Below are 18,997 nucleotides of genomic sequence, written 5' to 3'. Positions count from 1 at the left end.
ATCATGCCCAAAGTGGCATTCATTTTCGGTACTCGTCCTGAGGCGATTAAATGCGCCCCAGTCATCAACGCAATGAAGCTCGACCGCAGGTTCGAGCCACTCGTTGTTTCCACGGGGCAGCATCGCGAGATGCTTGATATCACTTTAACGGAATTCGGTATTCGACCGGACATCGAACTAAACGTCATGCAACCTCGCCAGACCTTGTCGCAGGTCACACATCGAATACTGGAAATGCTCTCCATGCAAATGGAACAATGGGGAATGGACGCGGTGATTGTTCATGGCGATACCGCGAGCACCCTGGCAGGCGCCCTGGCCGCCTTCCAGCACCGAATCCCCATCATCCATCTCGAGGCGGGCTTACGTAGCGGCAACATTGCATCGCCATTTCCAGAGGAGGCCAATCGGCGCCTCGTCGCCCAGATAACGGATCTCCACCTGGCGCCGACCATCCGGAGCAGCAAGAACCTCATCCGCGAAGGTGCCCGTGAGGATCGTATCACTGTCACCGGCAACACGGTCGTCGATGCACTTCACTGGGCGGCCGAAAATGCTCCCGCCTTCGCCGAGCCCGCACTTGCCGACCTTAAGAACGATACGCGGCGAATCGTGGTCGCCTCAGCACATCGACGCGAGTCGTGGGGTGCACCGATGCACGAGATCGCAAGGGCTCTGGTGCAGCTCTCATCCCAGGAGAACGTGCGTGTCATCATCCCATTGCACAAAAACCTGGCAGTGCGCGAAGTCATGTTGCCCTATCTGAGCAACCAGGCGAATATTACGGTGGTGGATCCGCTACCGTACCGGAATTTCTGCAGCCTTATGCTGCGCTCGCACATCATCATCTCGGACAGCAGCGGCGCAGAGGAAGAAGGCCCTTCACTGGGCAAACCGACGCTTGTTTTAAGGGACATCACCGAGCGGCCGGAGGCTGTCGAAGCTGGCACGGCGCGCCTTGTGGGCCGCAGCACCGCCCGCATCCTGAGTGAAGCGACCCGACTGCTGCGCGATCCGGACGAATATTCACGAATGGCCCACCCCGTGGATGCCTACGGCGATGGAAAGGCGACAACTCGGGTTATCGATGCAATCGCGAGATATTTCGCTGCACAGACGGCACGCGAGGCGCGGCTGGCCAGCTGATGGGCCCAGATGTCAGCGGCGTGGCGCGCACCGATCTTTGGATTTCGCTGCGATCCACGCCCTCCCACGAACACCACCATGTCCCTGTCGGACGGACCGGACCGGGCGACGATGGCAAGAGAGGAAGCTCATGGCTAGGCGTAACAATCGGCGAGATCTCAATTTCTCCAACGCTGTGGTTGACGCCGAACTGATTGAGGGCGCTTCGTCATTCGCACTTCACGGGCGCAATATCGTCTTCAACATCGGTGATACCGTCGTTGAGATCGCTGGTAAGCCTCGGCAAACAATCCAGCCATTTTCATCGACCACGCTCATCGACGCGGTCATCGAGAACGCACAGGCAATGATTGTGATCCGTGTTCTCGAGACAGTAGGCGCCAGGGCGAGCACTCTAGGGTGGCCGCGATATGCGGAGACGATCACCGACCCGACCGCGGAAATTCTCGGACTGCCGCTCTACCGCTCATCGCAGGACGACCTTATTGAAATTCGTCTGAGCGGTGCAGCGGCAATGCTTGCCGGGAACCCGGAGACCGACGGCATGACTTTTGCCGCGAAAGCCAATCTTTGGTTTGCTCCGGAAGCGACGGACTGCCTGATCCACAATCTGCATCCATTCATCGAGACCCATGTGCAGATCATGGGAGTGGGACGGATGCAGAAGTTTCAGACGCAGCAGCGGGAAACACTGACCGAAGAAATCCTGATGGCTCCGGGCTTCGCCCAGCCATTCTTCGATTGCACAAGTGATAGTATTGGCGGGTTTCTCTACCCATGGCATCAGTATTACGCGGATACGGATTGCATGTGGCTAGCTTTGGAGCTTCATCCGTTCGCTGGATCACATGATTGACGTCGGCTCCATCCACAACGGAGGTTGACCACTGCCTTATGAAAGGACGTCAGTCGGAGAATGGCCGTGGCAGAGAGGAAGGTGATCCAGTCGATCGATCGCGCCGTGGTTTGGGACAGCATCCATCTATAGCAGCTCAATGTGCACACGGTTCGCTACGGCGCCTGGGAAAGGAAAGGAAAATGTCGATCTGCTTTCGGCCGGGACATGAACGTTCGTTTGGAACATATCCGCTCAAGGGCGAGGATTTGGAGAAGGCATTTGCCGCTGCGTACGAGGTCGGCTATCGATCATTCGACACAGCTCAACTGTACGGAAACGAGGCCGACTTGGGCGCGGCCATCCGCCAGGCTAACGTCTCGACAGACGACCTTCTCATCACCACGAAAGTGCATCCCGAGAACTACACCGAGGAACAGTTCCTGAAATCGGTGGAGGCGAGTCTGAACGCTCTTGGCGTGTCGAAGGTCGCCCTTCTGCTCCTTCATTGGCCGGATCCGTCCGGGGACAATCGCAAGTCTCTCGCCCTACTTCGGGACGCGAAGCGTAAGGGACTCGCGACCGAGATCGGCGTCTCTAATTTCACGGCCTCAATGATGCGGGACGCGCAATCATTCACCAATGGCGAAATCGCGATCAACCAGGTTGAATTCCACCCGCTTCTCGATCAGTCAATTCTGCTCGACATGTCCTTTCAGACGGGCGTTCCGCTGGCTTCGTTCTCTTCGGTCGCGAGGGGGGAGGTTTTCAAATATCCGCAATTTGGCCAGATCGGCATAGCCTACGGAAAGTCGGCTGCGCAGGTGGTGTTGAGATGGATTCTGCAGAAAGGCGTCGCCGTCAATACAATGTCAACCAAGCCGGAAAACATGCGGTCGAACTTCGACGTCATGGATTTCGTTCTATCTAGCGTCGACATGAAGCGGATCGACGCTCTCACATGCACGAACTTCAGGTGCGTGGACAAGAACAAGGTGCCGTGGACGCCGGAATGGGATTGACCGATTGCATGAGTATGCCATGAGCAACCGCTCTCTGCTTCCTGTCTCTCTGCAAAATCTCCCTGCTCGGTCCCAAAGTTTTTTCTGCGTCATGAAGGTGGTCGAGACCGGCCGCTGTCATGCCGCCAGCATGGCGAACTGCTCGGCCAGGGAGGGATTTGGATTGAATGCGTACTTGCCTGTCGCTTGCGCATCATGTGAAGCATTTCGATCCCGGACAGGATGATGCTGGCGGTGGCCGGCGACTTGAAGGCCAGCATCGGCCGCACACGGCGATTGAATGCGCCGATGGTCCTGCTCGATCCTGTTGTTCAAGTATCGACTTTTCCTGATCGTGATCGGTTTCAGCCAGCGTACTGGGCACCACCGACAAGGGCTGATCAATGACTGTTCGCCGGGCCGGGCAATGTCGGCGAAACCATCAAGTCCGGCGACGGCAAGGTGCTTGGCCATTCCGACGTGGCAACTCTGGTCGCGGCCATGGTTGGTTTGGATCCGGCAACGTCGCCCACGGGGATCCGGCATCCAACCCAACGATGCGCGGTTTGGCGACGCCTAGCAGGTTGGAACCATCGCTGCGGCAATGCAGCAGTCCTGGATGGCTAATGAAAACAAGTCCAAGATGCCGGAGGTGCGCTTACACCGCACCACGGGGTCTTCGCCGGAGCCAAATGCAGAAAAATCCAGGCGCGTGCTGAAATATCGTGAGGAATTCGATTTGGATTATGTCAGCTGATAAAACGACCCGAATTCAAATTCGATCGATCAATCAGCGCCCTTCGCCGGGGGGCTGTCGGTCCGCATCGCGCCTGACGGTATGCCGGTGCTCCTACGGCCGCCCTGTTGGCGAGGGCTTTCGGGTCATCGCACTGTCACGCTTCGGCTATCCGCCTTACCCCTCATGCTCAGCCCTACTCGATGCGGTGGACGCCCCCCCAACGGCATCGCGATGTGCTGTCGTTTCCGACTCTGACACCATGGTTCAAACCCCCGCAGTTTACTGAGAGATTCTACAACTTCGTAAGTTGCGGCAGGAGAGAAAAAGCAACAGCTAGAAAACCGCCACCGAGTTCCATAATATGCGTTGCAACTTTTTAAGATGTCCTGATCTGGCAAAATAGGAATGTCGCTCCTGCTTGTGCCTTGCCACTCTCTCGCCTTCGAGAGCGGGGAGATTGCATCTTGGGACTGAAATCGCATTGAGATCTTGTCGATGTTATAGAGCGGCGGATGACGAGCGTTGCCGCCGCAAGCGTGTTGGGAATTACTGCTCGGCAAGTCCAACGATTGATGAAGACATTCCTGGGCGACGGCGCGGCGGCTCTCGACAAAAGGCGCGGGGGCGACGCTCCAACAATCGCATCATCAATGGCATTCGCGACTTCGCTTTGGAGCTGATCCGCGAACACTATGTCGACTTCGGTCCGACGCTTGCCCACGAAGAGTGATCGAGCGGCATCAAATCGCCGTCAGCAGAGACGCTGCGCAAATGGATGACGGAGGCCGGGATCTGGACATCGGGCCGTGAACGCAAGCGCCGCGTGCACCAGCCGCGCGGACGGCGCGACTGTCTCGGCGAGATGGTGCAGATCGACGGCTCGCATCACTGGTGGTTCGAGAATCGTGGCCCCAAATGCGCCATGCTCGTCTTCATAGACGACGCGACCGGCAAGCTGCTGCATCTGCGCTTGCGGGGTCGGAGAACACCTTCGACTATTTTCATGCCGCAAGGCGCTGGGGCAAGCCGCTTTCTTTCTACAGGGACAAGCATGGCGTCTTCCGGACGACACATGTTCGGAGAAGGATAGAAGCAGTGGCCTGACGCAGTTCGGCCGGGCTCTCTGCGAGCTCAACATCCACATCATCTGCGCCAACTCCCCACAGGCAAAAGGTCGTGTTAAGCGCCCATCAGACGCTGCAGGACCGGCTTATGAAGGAACTGCGCCTTCACGGCATCAACACCATCGAGGCGGCCAACGCCTTTGCGCCGGCATTCATGGCGGACTTTAACGCACGTTTTCGCAAAGAACCACGCAACCCGAAGGACATGCGCCGCCCCGATCACGAGAATCTGGTCGGCGCCATGTGCCGCAAGGAGGTCCGCACGCTGTCTCAGGCCCTGACACTGCGCTACGACAAGGTGCTGTTCATTCTCGATCCGACCGATACCGCGAGGCGACTTGCCCGCAAAAAGGTCGTCGTCTGCGACTACCCCGATGGTCGCCTCGAGGTCATACACGACGGCATTCCCCTGCCTCCTGTCCCGCCATCCCGATGTCTGCCTGGATACGAACTGAGTGGCCGGACCGTGAACTCGGTGGACGAAGGTTTCGACCTTGCCCTTCGCGCGATGGGGCGCCGTGGCCCAGTGCCAGGCTGATGGCGCTTTACATCGCTTCGCGCCGTTTAGCTTAATCAAGCTGTTTGGAAAGGAGCCGAACCCAACAAGCTCACGACGATCCGTATGCGCCGTGATGATAGATCAGCGCCGGGCCGGGCTCTCCGCTCACCACATGCCGGACGCTGCAGAGGATCAGCGCGTGGCTGTGGCGAATAATCGTGTCCTCGACCGTACAGTCGACCGCGGCGAGCGCGCTGTCGAGTGCCAATGCGCCGCTTGTAAGGCTAGACCAGCGGGCTCCATCGTAACGCGCCGCCCCCCTCAGGTCACCGCGTCCGGCGAAACGGTCGGCAATCGCCATCTGGTCGGCACGCAGCACATTCACGCAGAAATGCCCATGCCGGCTGATGGCTGCCCAGGTAGACGAGTTCAGGTTGATGCTCACAACCATCACCTCTGGTTCGACCGATAGGGAATGGGCGGTGGTAACGGTTGCGCCCGTCCGTTCGTCGCCAACACCGGCGGTCACCACGGAGACAGCTCCGGCCAGGTGTCGCATCGCAAATTTCAGGGGAATCCGGGTTTCCACTGGGGGAACGCGTTCGGTCAGTGTCATCTGGATAGCCTCATCGTGTTTGCAGCTTCATGACACCTTGTGGCGCAACGCCGTTTGATATCCAAGCCATTCGTCGATTTCAGCGGCGATGCGCTCGGCATGCGCGGTGACTTCGGGAATTCCCATCAATTCGCCAACGCTGCCGCGCGCCAGTGGCCCGCTGACGAAAATGCTGTCGGTCGGGCGCCCGGATGTGCCGACCGCACGGCCTTGACTGTCGGTCTCCAAACCAAGACCAATCGGGTCGAGCCGGACCAATCCCATCCGCTCGAGCGCCGCAATCGCTGTGTTGGTCCGCAACATCGGCGTGCGCCGGTCCGGTCGTCACGATCACACTGTCGAAAGCATCGACAACGAGGCTGCGTTGGCCACGCAGCCGCTGCCGCACGCGAATGCATCCGTCTGCCTGTTCGGCGCCGACAATCGATGCGGCGCGATAGGCAAGCCTGCCCTCGGCAACGCGGCGATCGAGCACGGCCGCGATCTGTGGCGCGATGCGGAAGCGATGCACATCCCACAGCGCACGAAGATGACGCACCACGCGGCGCTGCTCCGCTAGCGGCAAGGCCTGCCAGATGGCCTGTCCCCGACGCCGGACGGCATCAAGCACCGGGTGCCAGTCCCCTGACGCTTGGCATCATCGTGGCCCGGATGCGCCTTCCTCACCACACACAGCCTTCTTCAATGTGCCCCGCGCAGATGCCAACATTTCTGCAACCAAACCGCGTACCTGGCACGCCGATAGGTTGCTGCGGCGGATTTTCGCTGTTCGCAGCTGAACAATACCTATCAACCTTGTCATCGCACCTAGTCGCACGTAGAGGCCGTTCGAATTCTCATCGCTCGGCGCGATGTTTGGTCCGTCTGCCCAGAAGAGCGGAGCAAGCCATTGACACCCACGAAGTTGCTGATTGGGCAGATCGCTGTCGTATTCGCAATTGTCATTCTTGGCGTGTGGACTGCAACCCAATGGTGCGCCCACATGCTCTCCTATCAGCCGCCACTCGGCGCGCCATGGTTTGTCGCGGCGGCCTGGCCGGTCTACAAGCCGTGGAAACTGTTCGAATGGTGGTTTCAATTCGACGCCTATGCGCCTGAGGTTTTCGACAAGGCCGGCATGCTTGCTGGAGCCAGTGGGTTCCTAGGCTGTGCCGCCGCGATAGCTGGCTCCCTCTGGCGCGCGCGGCAGCGCGGATTGGTCACCACCTATGGTTCCTCACGGTGGGCCGCGACTCGGGAGATCGAGAAGGCAGGGCTGTTTCAGCCGGCCGGCGTTTTGCTTGGCGAACTGAAGGATCGCTATCTGCGCCATGACGGACCAGAACACGTCATGGCCTTTGCGCCGACACGTTCGGGCAAGGGCGTCGGACTCGTTGTTCCAACCCTTCTTTCCTGGACCGGCTCGGCCGTCATTCACGACATCAAAGGCGAGAACTGGCAGCTGACCTCCGGCTGGCGGTCGAAGTTCTCGTACTCCCTTTTGTTCAATCCCACCGATCCGAGATCGGCGCGGTACAACCCGCTGCTGGAAGTGCGCAAAGGTCCAGATGAGGTCCGCGACGTTCAGAACATCGCAGACATTCTCGTCGATCCGGAAGGCGCGCTGGAGCGGCGGAACCATTGGGAGAAGACCAGTCATTCACTCCTAGTTGGCGCCATCTTGCACGTGCTCTACGCCGAAGAGGAAAAGACGCTTGCCCGCGTCGCCACCTTCCTGTCGAACCCACAACGCTCATTTGTCGCGACACTGCAGCAGATGATGATGACCAACCACCTCGGCGCGGCGGACAAGCCTGAGGCCCATCCCGTTGTGGCGTCGGCGGCCCGTGAGGTGCTGAACAAATCAGAGAACGAGCGTTCAGGCGTTCTCTCGACCGCCATGTCGTTTCTCGGGCTCTATCGTGATCCAACCGTGGCCGCGGCAACATCGGCCTGCGACTGGCGCATTGCCGACCTTGTGGATGCCGAGCGACCGATGTCGCTCTATCTGGTCGTCCCGCCGTCGGATATCTCGCGCACCAAGCCACTGGTGCGATTGGTGCTCAATCAAATCGGCCGGCGGCTGACCGAGCGGCTGGAGGGCGATGCAAAGAAGAGCCGCAAGCATCAGCTCCTGATGATGCTGGATGAATTCCCGGCGCTCGGTCGGCTCGACTTCTTCGAGACTGCGCTCGCCTTCATGGCAGGCTACGGCATCCGCGCTTATCTGATCGCGCAATCGTTGAACCAAATCTCCAAGGCCTATGGCGAGAACAACGCCATTCTCGACAATTGCCATGTGCGGATTGCCTTTTCCTCCAATGACGAGCGCACGGCCAAGCGTATCTCGGACGCGCTCGGTACGGCGACGGAGCTCAGATCCATGCGCAACTATGCCGGCCATCGGCTGGCGCCCTGGCTTTCGCACGTCATGGTGAGCCGCCAGGAAACCGCACGGCCGTTGCTGACGCCGGGCGAGGTGATGCAGCTGCCGCAGGAAGACGAATTGATACTGGTTTCGGGGTTGCCGCCGATCCGCGCGAAGAAACTGCGCTATTACCAGGATCAGAATTTCACCGAACGGGTGCTGCCTTCGCCGGCGCTACGCGAGGGTCCCTACGCGGACTCCCCTGCGTCACGCCCGGACGATTGGGTCGGACAGGTGCGCGGCGTTGACCGCCGTCTTGCTGCCGAGGGCGACAGCACCGGCGCAGCAATCGAAGAGGACGGCGGTCTCCAGCAGCAGCCTCATCCAGGTCTGCCCGAAGACCATCCCCTCCTTGCCCAAGAGCCTGATCAGGAGGATTTGCTCAAGCCTGCTGACGATGATAGCGAGGCGGCTGCCGACCAACGCGTGATGGACCGGATTTCCACCGCAGCACGTGCGTACGGCCTCAACGAGGGAATGGGCGACGACAAGGACATCGTGCCCGGCTTCTGAACGGCGCTCAAAGGCAGAGCGCATCTCAGCGTAGATAACGGCCATAAGCAATTTGGGGTGTCTGGCCGATGCTTGTTCCTGCCGCTGGCGCATCAGCGTCGGTCAGTTGGAACGAGCTTCATGAAGCCCCACCGCATTCGCCACCAGTTTCTGCTCGAACTCGAGTTGAGCAAGAGGCTGGATAAACTCAGTCGTGATCCCTCGACCACGAAATCCGCGATCGTGGCAAAGGCGGTCGAGGCCTTCATCGAGCGGCGCGGTGAGAACGAGCTCGATCAGCGCTACGGTGTGAGGCTCGACCGTCTTTCCCGCGACCTCGGCCATGTCAGGCGCGATGTCGAGGTGATCCTGGAGAGCTTGGCGCTCTTCATCCGCTTTTCGATCACGCTTCATGCGCACACGCCGGTCCCGGACAGGGCGACGCAGGCGATTGCCCAGGAGCGTTTCGACAAATTTGTCGAACAGGTCGGCCACCAGCTCGCTTCTGGGAAACGGTCTCTTGGCAAAGACAATCGTGGGGGAGGGGAAGGATGAGTTCTCATCCAGAAGCCGAGCATCGCCGCCGCGCCATGCTGCGCACCGCCATGGGCCCGGCGATCACCGAAGCCCTTGCCGATCCGACCGTCATTGAGGTGATGGTCAATCCCGACGGTGCGCTGTGGCTCGACCGGTTGGGTGAAGGCCGGGGCGATACCAGCGTGCATATGCACCCGTCCGAGGCGGAACGCATCATTCGCCTGGTCGCGTCACACGTGCGCGACGAGGCGCATGCGGACAATCCGATTGTCAGTGCCGAACTTCCGTCGGGCGAGCGCTTTGAGGGTCTGCTGCCGCCGGTCGTGCTGGCGCCATGCTTCGCCATCCGAAAGCCTGCGGCAAAACTCTACACGTTGGCCGACTATGTCGCCGATGGCATCATGCTGCAGGTGCAGGCCGATGCCCTGAGGAAGGCGGTGCGCGAGCGGCGCAACATCCTGGTCGCCGGCGGCACGTCGTCGGGCAAGACAACACTTGCCAATGCGCTGCTGGCACAAGTCGCCGATTGCGACGAGCGGGTGATCCTGATCGAGGACACGCGCGAACTGCAATGCGCGGCGAAGGATTGCGTCGCCTTGAGGACGAGGCGGGGGTCGGTCACGCTCGCCGATCTCGTGCGCTCGACGCTGCGGCTCAGACCCGACCGCATCATCGTGGGCGAAGTCAGGGGCGCGGAGGCCCTGGACATGCTGAAGGCATGGAACACCGGGCATCCCGGCGGCATCGCGACGGTTCACGCCAATTCGGCGCGCTCCGCTCTCTACCGTATCGAGCAGCTCGCCCAGGAAGCCGTCGTCACCGTTCCCCGCCGCCTCATCGCTGATGCGGTAGATCTGATCGTCTTCATCGCTGGGCGCGGATCCTCGCGCCGCATTGACGCGATCGCTGAGGTCACTGGTCTCGACAGCAGCGGTGATTACGCCGTCACCCCGCTCACGCTTCCGCAACTCCAGCAGTTTTGAAAGGTCACTCATGCGCAAGAAGCTTCGCTTCCTTTCGTCCACCGCGCTCGCGTTTCTTCTCACCGTCCCGGCCCACGCAGCGGGCTCCGGCATGCCTTGGGAACAGCCGCTGCAGCAGATCCTTGAGTCGGTGCAGGGACCGGTCGCCAAGATCGTCGCGGTGATCATCATCATCACCACCGGCCTGACCCTTGCTTTCGGTGACACGGCAGGCGGTTTTCGCCGGCTGATCCAGATTGTCTTCGGCCTGTCGATCGCCTTCGCGGCATCGAGCTTCTTTCTCTCCTTCTTCTCCTTCGGCGGCGGGGCACTCGTTTGATGGCCACCGGAGAGCAGCATATCGAGGGTTTCGAAGTCCCCGTTCACAGGGCATTGACTGAGCCGATCCTGCTGGGCGGCGCGCCGCGAGCGGTGGCGATCCTCAACGGCACGGTGGCCGCGGCAATAGGCCTTGGCCTGCAGCAGTGGATCGCCGGACTGGCGCTCTGGATCGCCGGCCACACGCTCGCGGTCTTTGCCGCTCGCCGCGATCCGGACTTCGCCAGCGTGCTTGTCCGTCATCTTCGCCTGAAGGGGTGGCTTGCATGCTGAACCTTTCGGAGTATCGCGGCAAAGCCGATCGGCTTGCCGATCATCTGCCCTGGGCCGCTTTGGTCGCGCCCGGCATTGTGCTCAATAAAGACGGTAGCTTCCAGCGAACCTTCCGGTTCCGTGGCCCCGACCTTGAAAGCGCTACCGAAGCCGAATTGGTCGGCATCTGCGCACGAGCCAACAATGCGCTACGAAGGTTGGGCTCCGGATGGGGGTTGTTTTTCGAGGCCGAGCGCGTTGAAGCGCTGGGCTATCCGAGCTCGGCTTTTCCCGATGCTGCCTCATGGCTGGTCGATGAGGAACGGCGCGCGGCCTTCGAGGGCAAGGTCGCGCACTTCGAGAGTCGCTATCATCTGACCTTGGTCTTCATGCCGGCGCCAGATGGCCAGGCGCGGGCGGAAAGCGCACTGGTCGACTCGCATCACTCGGGAGGGGCTAGAGACTGGCGCCAGGAGGTGGCGTGGTTTCGCGACGAGACCGACCGCGTCCTGGATTTGCTGTCCGGCTTCATGCCGGAAGTGCGCGCCCTCGATGATGCCGAGACGCTAACCTATCTGCACGGCACAATCTCGACCTACCGCCATCCGGTCGCCATGCCGGAAACGCCAATGTATCTCGACGGTGTTCTGGTTGACGCGCCGCTTACCGGCGGCCTGGAGCCGATGCTGGGTGAGCAGCATCTGTGCACCCTCACCATCCTTGGTTTCCCGAACGTCACCCGGCCAGGGATCCTCGACGCGCTCAACCATCAGGATTTCGCCTATCGCTGGATGACGCGCTTCATCCCGCTCGACAAGACGGAAGCCACAAAGACACTGACCCGGTTGCGGCGGCAGTGGTTTGCCAAGCGCAAATCGATCGTCGCGATCCTCCGCGAGGTTGTGACCAACGAACCGGTCCCGCTCGTCGACAGCGATGCCGACAACAAGGCGCTTGATGCCGACGAAGCACTTCAGGCGTTGGGCGGCGATCATGTCGGCTTCGGCTATCTCACCACTACCGTGACGGTGTGGGACGAGGATCGCCAAGCCGCCGCGGAGAAACTTCGCGCCGTCGAGCGCATCGTCAACGGACTCGGCTTCACCACAATCCGTGAAAGCATCAATGCGGTCGAGGCGTGGCTCGGCTCGTTGCCCGGTCATGTCTACGCTAACGTTCGCCAGCCGCTCGTTCACACGCTGAATCTTGCCCATGTCATGCCGCTGTCGTCGGCGTGGGCCGGTCCGGTGGATAACGAGCATCTCGCCAACGTGACTGGGACCGAATCCCCGCCGCTTCTCTTCGCAGAGACCAACGGGTCGACACCGTTTCGGCTTTCCACCCACGTCGGCGATGTCGGCCACATGCTGGTCGTTGGGCCGACCGGTGCCGGCAAGTCGGTTCTGCTCGCGCTAGTCGCTCTGCAGTTTCGACGCTATGCCGGGGCGCAGGTCTATGTCTTCGACAAGGGCAATTCGGCTCGTGCGGCAACACTGGCCATGGGCGGAGAACACCACGCGCTGGGCGCGGATGGTGCGCTTGCCTTCCAGCCACTGAGCAATATCGGCGACCAGGCTACTCGCAGCTGGGCGGCGGAATGGATCGCCGGCCTCGTTGCCCATGAGAATGTCAGCGTTACGCCGGAGGTAAAGGAGGCGATCTGGTCGGCACTCATCAGCCTTGCCACTGCGCCGGTGCAGGAACGCACGCTGACGGGCCTGTCGGTTCTGCTTCAGTCCAATGGGCTCAAGGCCGCGTTGATGCCCTACACGCTCGACGGTCCCTTCGGCCGGCTGCTCGATGCCGATGAAGATCGGCTGGCTTTGTCGGATGTGCAGTGTTTCGAGACCGAAGAGCTGATGCACAGCCAAGGCGCTGTGCTCCCGGTGCTCACCTATCTGTTCCATCGTCTCGAGGAGCGGTTCGACGGACGGCCGACGCTGCTGATGCTCGACGAGGCGTGGGTCTATCTCGACAACCCTCTCTTTGCCGCCCGCATCCGTGAATGGCTGAAGGTGCTGCGAAAGAAGAACGTGTCGGTGATCTTTGCCACGCAGTCGCTTGCCGACATCGCTGGCTCTTCCATCGCGCCGGCGATCATCGAGAGCTGCCCACAGCGCATTTTTCTCCCCAATGACCGTGCCGTGGAACCGCAGGCGCGGGTGGCCTATGAGCGATTTGGTCTGAACGAGCGGCAGATCGAATTGGTCGCCCATGCCACATCGAAGCGCCAGTATTATGTGCAGTCGCGCCGCGGCAACCGCCTCTTCGAGCTCGGGCTCGGCCCGATCGCTCTTGCGCTCTGCGGCGCCTCTGATCCGGCCACGCAAGCTTTGATCGACAGCGTCCTGTCAGAGCACGGGCAGGACAGCTTTGCCTCCCGGTTCCTGAGTGCGCGCGGCCTCGATTGGGCTGCCGAGCTTCTCCAGCAATTCCCTCAACCAGACAAGGAGCAATCGTCATGATGCGGCGCCGCCTTCTCACCAGCCTGATCACCGTTTCCCTAATCGCAAAACCGATGGCCGACTACGTCCAGCCGGCCCACGCCCTAATCGTGTTCGATCCGTCGAATTATGCGCAGAACGTGCTGACAGCGGCACGTTCCCTGGAGCAGATAAACAACCAGATCCAGTCGCTCCAGAACCAGGCGACGATGCTGCAGAACATGGCGCGCAACCTTCAGCGCCTGGATTTTTCTTCCGTCGGCCAGCTCACAGGTTCGCTCCAACGGATCGACGGCCTGATGACCCAGGTCAGCGGCCTGAGCTTCGATCTCGACAAGCTTCAGAACCAGTGGCGTTTGCAATATCCGGAAAGCTACGACGCCACAATCAAGGTCAGCGATGTGGCGAGCGCCGCGCGCGAGCGCTGGCAAAACGCCATGCAGGCGTTCCGCCAAACCATGAGCGCGCAGTCGCAGATCGTGGAGAACGTGCGGGCCGACGGCGACCTGCTTACCGATCTCGTCAACCGCAGTCAGGGCGCGGCAGGTGCCCTTGAGGCAAGCCAGGCCACCAATCAGCTGATCGCGCTTTCGACCAAGCAGCAGATCCAGATCCAGACGCTGCTCGCGACCCAGTTCCGGGCTGAAGCCGAAGATGCTGCCCGCAAGGCGCAGTCCGAGGAAGCCGCCCGCGAGACGACGAAGCGTTTCCTGGGCACCGGTATGGCCTATCCCGGCAACTGATCAGCAGTTCTTCAAGACAACGAGGAAGGCGGCGACATGAATGACCTCGGCGTCATTGATCGCTTCATGGAGACTTTTACCCGCTATGTTGATAGCGGATTCGGTCTGCTTTCGGGCGACGTCGCCTTTCTCACCACCATCCTGATCGGCATCGACATCACGCTGACAGGCCTGGTCTGGGCGTTCGGCGGCGAGCCCAATGTTCTTGGCCGGCTTGTCCGAAAAGTGCTCTATGTCGGCGCCTTCGCCTTCATCCTGAACAATTTTAAGAACCTCGCCGACATCATCTACCATTCCTTTGCCGGACTCGGCATCAACGCATCGGCCGGCAATCTGTCCGCCGACAGTCTCCTGCGGCCAGGCCGCATTGCCGCGGCCGGCTTCGAGGGCGCCTGGCCGCTGCTCAATCAAGCGAGCCAGCTAGTCGGCTTCCCCGAGATCTTTGGCAACGCGCTGACCATCTTCGTGCTGCTTCTCGCCTGGTTTGTGGTCCTCATCGCCTTCTTCATTCTTTCAATTCAGCTCTTCATCACCATCTTGGAGTTCAAACTCACCACATTGGCCGGTTTTGTTCTGGTGCCCTTCGCGCTCTGGAACCGCTCGGCGTTTCTGGCCGAGCGCGTGCTCGGCAATGTGATCTCGTCGGGCATTAAGGTCATGGTGCTTGCTGTCATCGTCGGCATCGGCTCCACGCTCTTCGGCGAGTTCGCTTCCGCGCTGCAAGGCAAGGAGCCGGACTTGGCCGCAGCCATGTCACAGGTACTGGGCGCGTTGGCGCTGCTTGGGCTCGGCATTTTCGGGCCGGGAATTGCCTCGGGTCTTGTCTCGGGCGCGCCGCAGCTTGGCGCGGGAGCCGCACTCGGAACCACCGCGGCGGCCGCCGGATCAACGCTCGTTGCCGGAGGTGCGGCGCTTGCCGGCGCGCGCATGGCAACCGGCGGCGGTCTCGCCGCCGTTCGAGCCGGCACGGCCATGGGATCGGCTGCTTCCACAGCTTGGCAGATGGGGCGTGCAACATCGCCCGAGTCCGGCCTCTCCGGCGTAGCGGCTGGACTGCAGGGCGTTGCCGGCGCAGCTGGCGGCGCCGCGATGCGGGGAATGCGATCTGCAACAGAACCATTCCGGCGCAGCGCCGATGCCGGCCGCGATGCCGCCTGGACCGCGACGGGCGGCACGCCGACCGCATCAATGACCGGAAACCCTGCCGCGTCAGGTGCCAATGCCGCGCCGGCGTGGGCGAGGCGCTTACGTTCCGAACAGACCGCGTGCGCCCATCGCCACGCCGCCACGCAGGCCGTCCGCGATGGCGATCGGGGTGGAAGCGGCGCCAACCCCTCTCTCAACGATAAGGAAGACTAGATGCTCTTCAAGCGACCAGTTCAACGTTACGGGAAGACGCCCCACCCCGTCACACCATACCAGAAGGCCGCCCAACTTTGGGACGAGCGCATCGGCACTGCGCGCGTGCAGGCAAGGAACTGGCGCCTGATGGCCTTTGGCTGCCTCGCTCTGGCCACCGGGCTCTCTGGTGGACTCTTGTGGCAGTCGATGCAGGGCCGCGTTGTGCCTTATGTTGTCGAGGTCGACCGCTTCGGTGAGACACGGGCTGTGGCGCCGGCAATCCAAACCTACGAGCCCACCGATGCCCAGATCGCCTGGCATCTCGGCCGCTTCATCCAGAATGTCCGCTCCGTCTCCACCGATGCGGTGCTGGTGCGGCAGAATTGGCTCTCGGCCTACGACTTCGCCACCGACCGTGCAGCCCTCTTTCTCAATGAGTACGCTAAGGCCAATGACCCGTTCGGCAAGATCGGCACGCGCAGCGTCTCGGTGCAGGTGACGAGCGTGGTTCGAGCGTCCGACAACTCCTTTCAAGTCAAATGGACCGAGCAGGTCTTTGAGCGCGGCAGCCTCGCCAGCACAACGCGTTGGACCGGGATCCTCACTATTGTGATCCGGCCGCCGAACAATACCGATCAGCTGCGCAAAAACCCGCTCGGCGTCTTCATCAATGCCATCGACTGGTCGCGCGAGCTGGACAGCGCCGCGCCGACAACCGTTTCCCCGAAGGAGCCCGCCAATGATAAATAGACTCTCGTCGCTCCGCACTGCGCTGATCCTGTCTGCGTCGGCTGCGGTCATTTCCGCCTGTGCCTCGAAGCCGGTGCCGCCGCCGCAGATTTCCTATGACCATGCTGACTTCAAGCCGGCCGCGATTGAGAAGGCGCCGGGGAAGCCCGTCAAAGTCGTGGAAGTGCCGAAACCGCTGCCGCTGCCCGGCCAGTTGCAGCCCGAGCCGGGCAAGGCTGCTGAAGACAAGCGCTCGCCTGAAGAACGTGTCGCCGATGCCAACAAGGCGGCGACGCAGCAACCCACCAAATATGGCTATGTGAATGCGGTGCAGGTTTACCCCTTTGCCGAAGGCGCGCTCTACCAGCTCTATGCCGCACCGGAGCGCGTCAGCGATATCGCTCTGCAGTCAGGCGAGAAACTCCAATCCGTGTCGGCCGGCGATACAGTGCGCTGGGTAATTGGCGACACCGTCAGTGGCTCCGGCGATGACCAGCGCACCCATGTGCTGGTGAAGCCCTTCGCGCCAGGACTTGCCACCAATCTGGTGATCACCACGGACCGGCGAAGCTATCACCTGCAGCTTCAAAGCACGGATAAGACCGCCATGGCGGCCATCTCCTGGACTTACAGCGAGGACCAGATCATCGCGCTACGCCGGCGCAATGCGCAGGCCGACGCCGCTATGCCAGTGGCGTCGAATGTGGCTCTCGAAAATATTCGCTTCCGCTATTCGATTACCGGCGACATGCCGCCCTGGAGGCCGACGCGCGCGTTCGATGATGGCAGCAAGGTCTACATCGAGTTCCCGCGCCGCATCGATCAGGGCGAGGCCCCGCCACTCTTCATCGTCGGTGCTGACGGGGACAACCAGCTCGTCAACTACCGCATACGGGGCAACTATTACATCGTCGATCGCCTCTTCGCCGCGGCCGAACTGCGCCTCGGCGCCAAGCAGCAGCAGGTGGTGCGCATCACGAGGACCGACGGCAGGCAAGCGCCGCGGCGGATATTGCTCTTTTCGCGTTCCAGCAGGTGAGGGACGGCCCATGACGGATACTCCCCGCTCCGATGCTCCACCGAAACTCGATCCAGAACAGCTGCAGCTGCGGGCCTCGCCTCGCCGCGCTGTGCGCTTCAAGCGCGGCATTATTGTCGCCATTGCTGCTGTTGGTTCCGGCACCGTTCTAGGCGTCACCATGATGGCGCTGCAGGGACCGGCGCTGCGCATCAAAGAGCAGGCTGAAGAGCTTTACAACACTGAGCGGAAGCCAACCGCGGAGGCAATTGAACGGCTGCCTAAGGACTATTCCGGGATCAAGCCCAAGCCTCCGGTGCTTGGACCACCGCTGCCCGGCGACCTCGGCCGCCCCATCCTTGAGCACCAACGCCAGCTGGGCATCACGCCGGGCCAGGAGGTTTCGGCGGAGGAGCAGCGCCTTGCACAGCAGGCGGTCGAAGCACGCGAATCGCAAGTCTTCTTCCGGATCGAAAATCGACCCCGGCAAGCGGAGATCGCCGGCAACGGGCAGGGCGGGCGTCCACCCTTTGAGGCAACGGCTCCACAATCCGATGCCGCACGCGATTTAGCTTCCGTTGCACCGGCCGAGGGCGACCAAAACAATCAACAGCGCAAGCTCGATTTTGTCAGCCAGCGTAACACAAGTGGAATCTACAATCTGCATGCACTGCAGACGCCGGCTTCGCCGTATCAGCTGATGGCCGGCAGCGTCATCGCAGCGAGCCTGATCACTGGCATCAATTCCGACTTGCCCGGCCTCGTCGTCGCACAGGTCACCGAGAATGTGCACGACACAGTCAGCGGCAGCACCTTGCTCATTCCGCAAGGCTCTCGCCTGATTGGCACCTATGACAGCGTTGTTGCCTTTGGACAAAGGCGCGCGCTGCTGGTCTGGCAACGGATACTGCTGCCCGACGGCTCTTCGATCGAAATCGACAATCTGCCGGCGACGGATACCGCCGGCTATGCGGGGCTTGAGGACAAGGTGGATTTCCACACCTGGCAGCTGATCAAAGGCGTTGCGCTGGCCACGTTGCTAGGGGTCGGCACCGAGCTGAGCCTCGGGGAAGACGAAAGCGACCTGGTCAAAGCAATCCGCGAATCCGCTCAGCAGAACGTCAGTCGAGCTGGCCAGCGCATCACCGAGAAGAACCTCAATATCCAACCCACCATCACTGTCCGGCCCGGTTGGCCACTGCGCGTCATCGTGCACAAGGATCTTGTGCTGCGGCCGTACCCGGATTGACTGGAGTCATCATGACCAATCTGAAACTCGGCAAACTTCCGGATCGGACACCTTCGAAGATCACCATAAGCGTAAGTGCAGACCTGAACCAAGCACTGAAGGACTATGCGGCGCTTTATCGTCAGACCTATGGCGAGTCCGAATCGGTAGCGGAACTGATCCCGTTCATGCTGGCGGAGTTCCTGGAGAGCGATCGAGCGTTTGCCAAGGCCAGAAAGGAATCGCTCCCTGTCGTCGACAAGTCAGAGAAATCGCGGCGGCAGCCAATTTCAGGGTCCGAATAAGTGACAGCGACCAGTGAGTCCGAGGGGGCACCTTTCTAGGCGGGCAAATGCATTGAAGCAATTTGCCGGCGGCAAGCCGAAACATAGGGCACAATAGACGAGCTGATCTGCCCCGAACCAATGCCGGCTCTGCGCCCAATGCACGAACCCGCTTCGCGGGAGGGTCGCCTGGTTCTGAGATGACGCGTATTCATAGGCCTTGAGCAGGTAAAGCCTGCGATCCGACCATGGAGTTCCCTT

At 61.2% G+C, this 18,997-nt stretch carries 19 protein-coding genes and 2 pseudogenes; 17 read left to right on the top strand and 4 right to left on the bottom strand.

Annotated features, from left to right (window positions below; translation table 11 throughout):
• Positions 1–3 precede the first annotated feature (3 nt).
• The 3 genes from wecB to NKJ94_RS25730 all read left to right on the top strand — a co-directional run bounded on the left by wecB (position 4) and on the right by NKJ94_RS25730 (position 3,003).
• Entirely contained in the window at positions 4–1,146 is a 1,143-nt protein-coding gene (gene wecB, locus NKJ94_RS25740; protein ID WP_352529015.1) for a non-hydrolyzing UDP-N-acetylglucosamine 2-epimerase, read from the top strand.
• A gap of 130 nt (positions 1,147–1,276) precedes the next feature.
• Positions 1,277–2,002: a hypothetical protein gene (locus NKJ94_RS25735; RefSeq protein ID WP_352517354.1), complete on the top strand. Its 726-nt coding sequence runs from the start codon at positions 1,277–1,279 to the stop codon at positions 2,000–2,002.
• Positions 2,003–2,184: 182 nt separating this feature from the next.
• A complete protein-coding gene (locus NKJ94_RS25730) occupies positions 2,185–3,003 on the top strand; it encodes an aldo/keto reductase (RefSeq protein WP_352529013.1) in 819 nt (272 codons plus the stop codon).
• A 117-nt stretch (positions 3,004–3,120) separates the two neighbouring features.
• Here the strand turns inward: NKJ94_RS25730 and NKJ94_RS25725 are convergent.
• A pseudogene (locus tag NKJ94_RS25725) lies at positions 3,121–3,348 on the bottom strand (DDE-type integrase/transposase/recombinase); the annotation flags it as partial.
• Positions 3,349–3,601: 253 nt separating this feature from the next.
• On the opposite strand from NKJ94_RS25725, the gene NKJ94_RS25720 reads away from it, so the two are divergent.
• Positions 3,602–3,739: a hypothetical protein gene (locus NKJ94_RS25720; RefSeq protein WP_352529011.1), complete on the top strand. Its 138-nt coding sequence runs from the start codon at positions 3,602–3,604 to the stop codon at positions 3,737–3,739.
• A gap of 482 nt (positions 3,740–4,221) precedes the next feature.
• Positions 4,222–5,260 (top strand): annotated as a pseudogene (locus tag NKJ94_RS25715) (ISNCY family transposase); the annotation flags it as partial.
• 193 nt (positions 5,261–5,453) lie between these two features.
• On the opposite strand, the gene NKJ94_RS25710 reads toward NKJ94_RS25715, so the two are convergent.
• Positions 5,454–5,960 (bottom strand): flavin reductase family protein, encoded by a 507-nt coding sequence (locus tag NKJ94_RS25710; RefSeq protein WP_352529009.1) that lies wholly within the window; start codon positions 5,958–5,960, stop codon positions 5,454–5,456.
• Positions 5,961–5,987: 27 nt separating this feature from the next.
• A complete protein-coding gene (locus NKJ94_RS25705; RefSeq protein ID WP_352529007.1) occupies positions 5,988–6,218 on the bottom strand; it encodes a hypothetical protein in 231 nt (76 codons plus the stop codon).
• A 31-nt stretch (positions 6,219–6,249) separates the two neighbouring features.
• Between NKJ94_RS25705 and NKJ94_RS25700 the strand changes: the two genes are divergently transcribed.
• Both NKJ94_RS25700 and NKJ94_RS25695 read left to right on the top strand, forming a co-directional pair.
• Positions 6,250–6,519 (top strand): hypothetical protein, encoded by a 270-nt coding sequence (locus NKJ94_RS25700; RefSeq protein WP_352529005.1) that lies wholly within the window; start codon positions 6,250–6,252, stop codon positions 6,517–6,519.
• Between the two features lie 330 nt (positions 6,520–6,849).
• A complete protein-coding gene (locus NKJ94_RS25695) occupies positions 6,850–8,880 on the top strand; it encodes a conjugal transfer protein TraG (protein WP_352529003.1) in 2,031 nt (676 codons plus the stop codon).
• A 102-nt stretch (positions 8,881–8,982) separates the two neighbouring features.
• Here the strand turns inward: NKJ94_RS25695 and NKJ94_RS25690 are convergent, their stop codons facing one another.
• Entirely contained in the window at positions 8,983–9,354 is a 372-nt protein-coding gene (locus tag NKJ94_RS25690) for a hypothetical protein (protein ID WP_352529001.1), read from the bottom strand.
• 56 nt (positions 9,355–9,410) lie between these two features.
• Here NKJ94_RS25690 and trbB point away from each other — a divergent pair, with 56 nt between their 5' ends.
• Genes trbB through NKJ94_RS25640 form a run of 10 tightly spaced genes read left to right on the top strand, consistent with a single transcriptional unit; the run spans position 9,411 to position 18,757 of the window.
• Entirely contained in the window at positions 9,411–10,379 is a 969-nt protein-coding gene (gene trbB, locus NKJ94_RS25685) for a P-type conjugative transfer ATPase TrbB (RefSeq protein ID WP_352528999.1), read from the top strand.
• 10 nt (positions 10,380–10,389) lie between these two features.
• Positions 10,390–10,698, top strand: coding sequence for a TrbC/VirB2 family type IV secretion system protein (locus NKJ94_RS25680; protein ID WP_352528997.1), 309 nt, complete (start codon positions 10,390–10,392; stop codon positions 10,696–10,698).
• Positions 10,698–10,970: a VirB3 family type IV secretion system protein gene (locus NKJ94_RS25675; protein WP_023680309.1), complete on the top strand. Its 273-nt coding sequence runs from the start codon at positions 10,698–10,700 to the stop codon at positions 10,968–10,970. Before NKJ94_RS25680 ends, NKJ94_RS25675 begins: the two co-directional genes overlap by 1 nt.
• The gene (gene trbE / locus NKJ94_RS25670) at positions 10,964–13,414 is read left to right on the top strand and encodes a conjugal transfer protein TrbE (protein WP_352528995.1); all 2,451 of its coding nucleotides are present in this window, start codon (positions 10,964–10,966) and stop codon (positions 13,412–13,414) included. Before NKJ94_RS25675 ends, trbE begins: the two co-directional genes overlap by 7 nt.
• Positions 13,411–14,136, top strand: a complete 726-nt coding sequence (trbJ, locus tag NKJ94_RS25665) for a P-type conjugative transfer protein TrbJ (protein WP_352528993.1) — start codon at positions 13,411–13,413, stop codon at positions 14,134–14,136. Before trbE ends, trbJ begins: the two co-directional genes overlap by 4 nt.
• 36 nt (positions 14,137–14,172) lie before the next feature.
• Positions 14,173–15,495, top strand: a complete 1,323-nt coding sequence (trbL, locus tag NKJ94_RS25660; RefSeq protein ID WP_352528991.1) for a P-type conjugative transfer protein TrbL — start codon at positions 14,173–14,175, stop codon at positions 15,493–15,495.
• Entirely contained in the window at positions 15,496–16,227 is a 732-nt protein-coding gene (gene trbF, locus NKJ94_RS25655) for a conjugal transfer protein TrbF (RefSeq protein ID WP_352528989.1), read from the top strand.
• A complete protein-coding gene (gene trbG / locus NKJ94_RS25650) occupies positions 16,217–17,245 on the top strand; it encodes a P-type conjugative transfer protein TrbG (protein WP_352528987.1) in 1,029 nt (342 codons plus the stop codon). Before trbF ends, trbG begins: the two co-directional genes overlap by 11 nt.
• Before the next feature lie 10 nt (positions 17,246–17,255).
• A complete protein-coding gene (locus NKJ94_RS25645; RefSeq protein ID WP_352529073.1) occupies positions 17,256–18,473 on the top strand; it encodes a TraB/TrbI/VirB10 family type IV secretion system protein in 1,218 nt (405 codons plus the stop codon).
• 11 nt (positions 18,474–18,484) lie between these two features.
• Positions 18,485–18,757 carry a DUF2274 domain-containing protein gene (locus NKJ94_RS25640; RefSeq protein WP_352528985.1) on the top strand — a complete coding sequence of 91 codons (273 nt, stop codon included), beginning with the start codon at positions 18,485–18,487 and terminating at the stop codon, positions 18,755–18,757.
• Positions 18,758–18,997 lie beyond the last annotated feature (240 nt).

The organism is Mesorhizobium sp. M0060, assembly GCF_040323155.1.
GTDB lineage: Bacteria > Pseudomonadota > Alphaproteobacteria > Rhizobiales > Rhizobiaceae > Mesorhizobium.
The sequence above is the reverse complement of the archived record's forward strand: the minus strand, read 5'-3'. Positions and strand labels throughout refer to the sequence as shown.

Coding starts and splice junctions, on each gene's coding strand:
- wecB (WP_352529015.1), top strand. CDS start 4: ATGCCCAAAGTGGCATTCATTTTCGGTACTCGTCCTGAGGCGATTAAA.
- NKJ94_RS25735 (WP_352517354.1), top strand. CDS start 1,277: ATGGCTAGGCGTAACAATCGGCGAGATCTCAATTTCTCCAACGCTGTG.
- NKJ94_RS25730 (WP_352529013.1), top strand. CDS start 2,185: ATGTCGATCTGCTTTCGGCCGGGACATGAACGTTCGTTTGGAACATAT.
- NKJ94_RS25720 (WP_352529011.1), top strand. CDS start 3,602: ATGGCTAATGAAAACAAGTCCAAGATGCCGGAGGTGCGCTTACACCGC.
- NKJ94_RS25710 (WP_352529009.1), bottom strand. CDS start 5,960: ATGACACTGACCGAACGCGTTCCCCCAGTGGAAACCCGGATTCCCCTG.
- trbB (WP_352528999.1), top strand. CDS start 9,411: ATGAGTTCTCATCCAGAAGCCGAGCATCGCCGCCGCGCCATGCTGCGC.
- NKJ94_RS25680 (WP_352528997.1), top strand. CDS start 10,390: ATGCGCAAGAAGCTTCGCTTCCTTTCGTCCACCGCGCTCGCGTTTCTT.
- NKJ94_RS25675 (WP_023680309.1), top strand. CDS start 10,698: ATGGCCACCGGAGAGCAGCATATCGAGGGTTTCGAAGTCCCCGTTCAC.
- trbE (WP_352528995.1), top strand. CDS start 10,964: ATGCTGAACCTTTCGGAGTATCGCGGCAAAGCCGATCGGCTTGCCGAT.
- trbJ (WP_352528993.1), top strand. CDS start 13,411: ATGATGCGGCGCCGCCTTCTCACCAGCCTGATCACCGTTTCCCTAATC.
- trbL (WP_352528991.1), top strand. CDS start 14,173: ATGAATGACCTCGGCGTCATTGATCGCTTCATGGAGACTTTTACCCGC.
- trbF (WP_352528989.1), top strand. CDS start 15,496: ATGCTCTTCAAGCGACCAGTTCAACGTTACGGGAAGACGCCCCACCCC.
- trbG (WP_352528987.1), top strand. CDS start 16,217: ATGATAAATAGACTCTCGTCGCTCCGCACTGCGCTGATCCTGTCTGCG.
- NKJ94_RS25645 (WP_352529073.1), top strand. CDS start 17,256: ATGACGGATACTCCCCGCTCCGATGCTCCACCGAAACTCGATCCAGAA.
- NKJ94_RS25640 (WP_352528985.1), top strand. CDS start 18,485: ATGACCAATCTGAAACTCGGCAAACTTCCGGATCGGACACCTTCGAAG.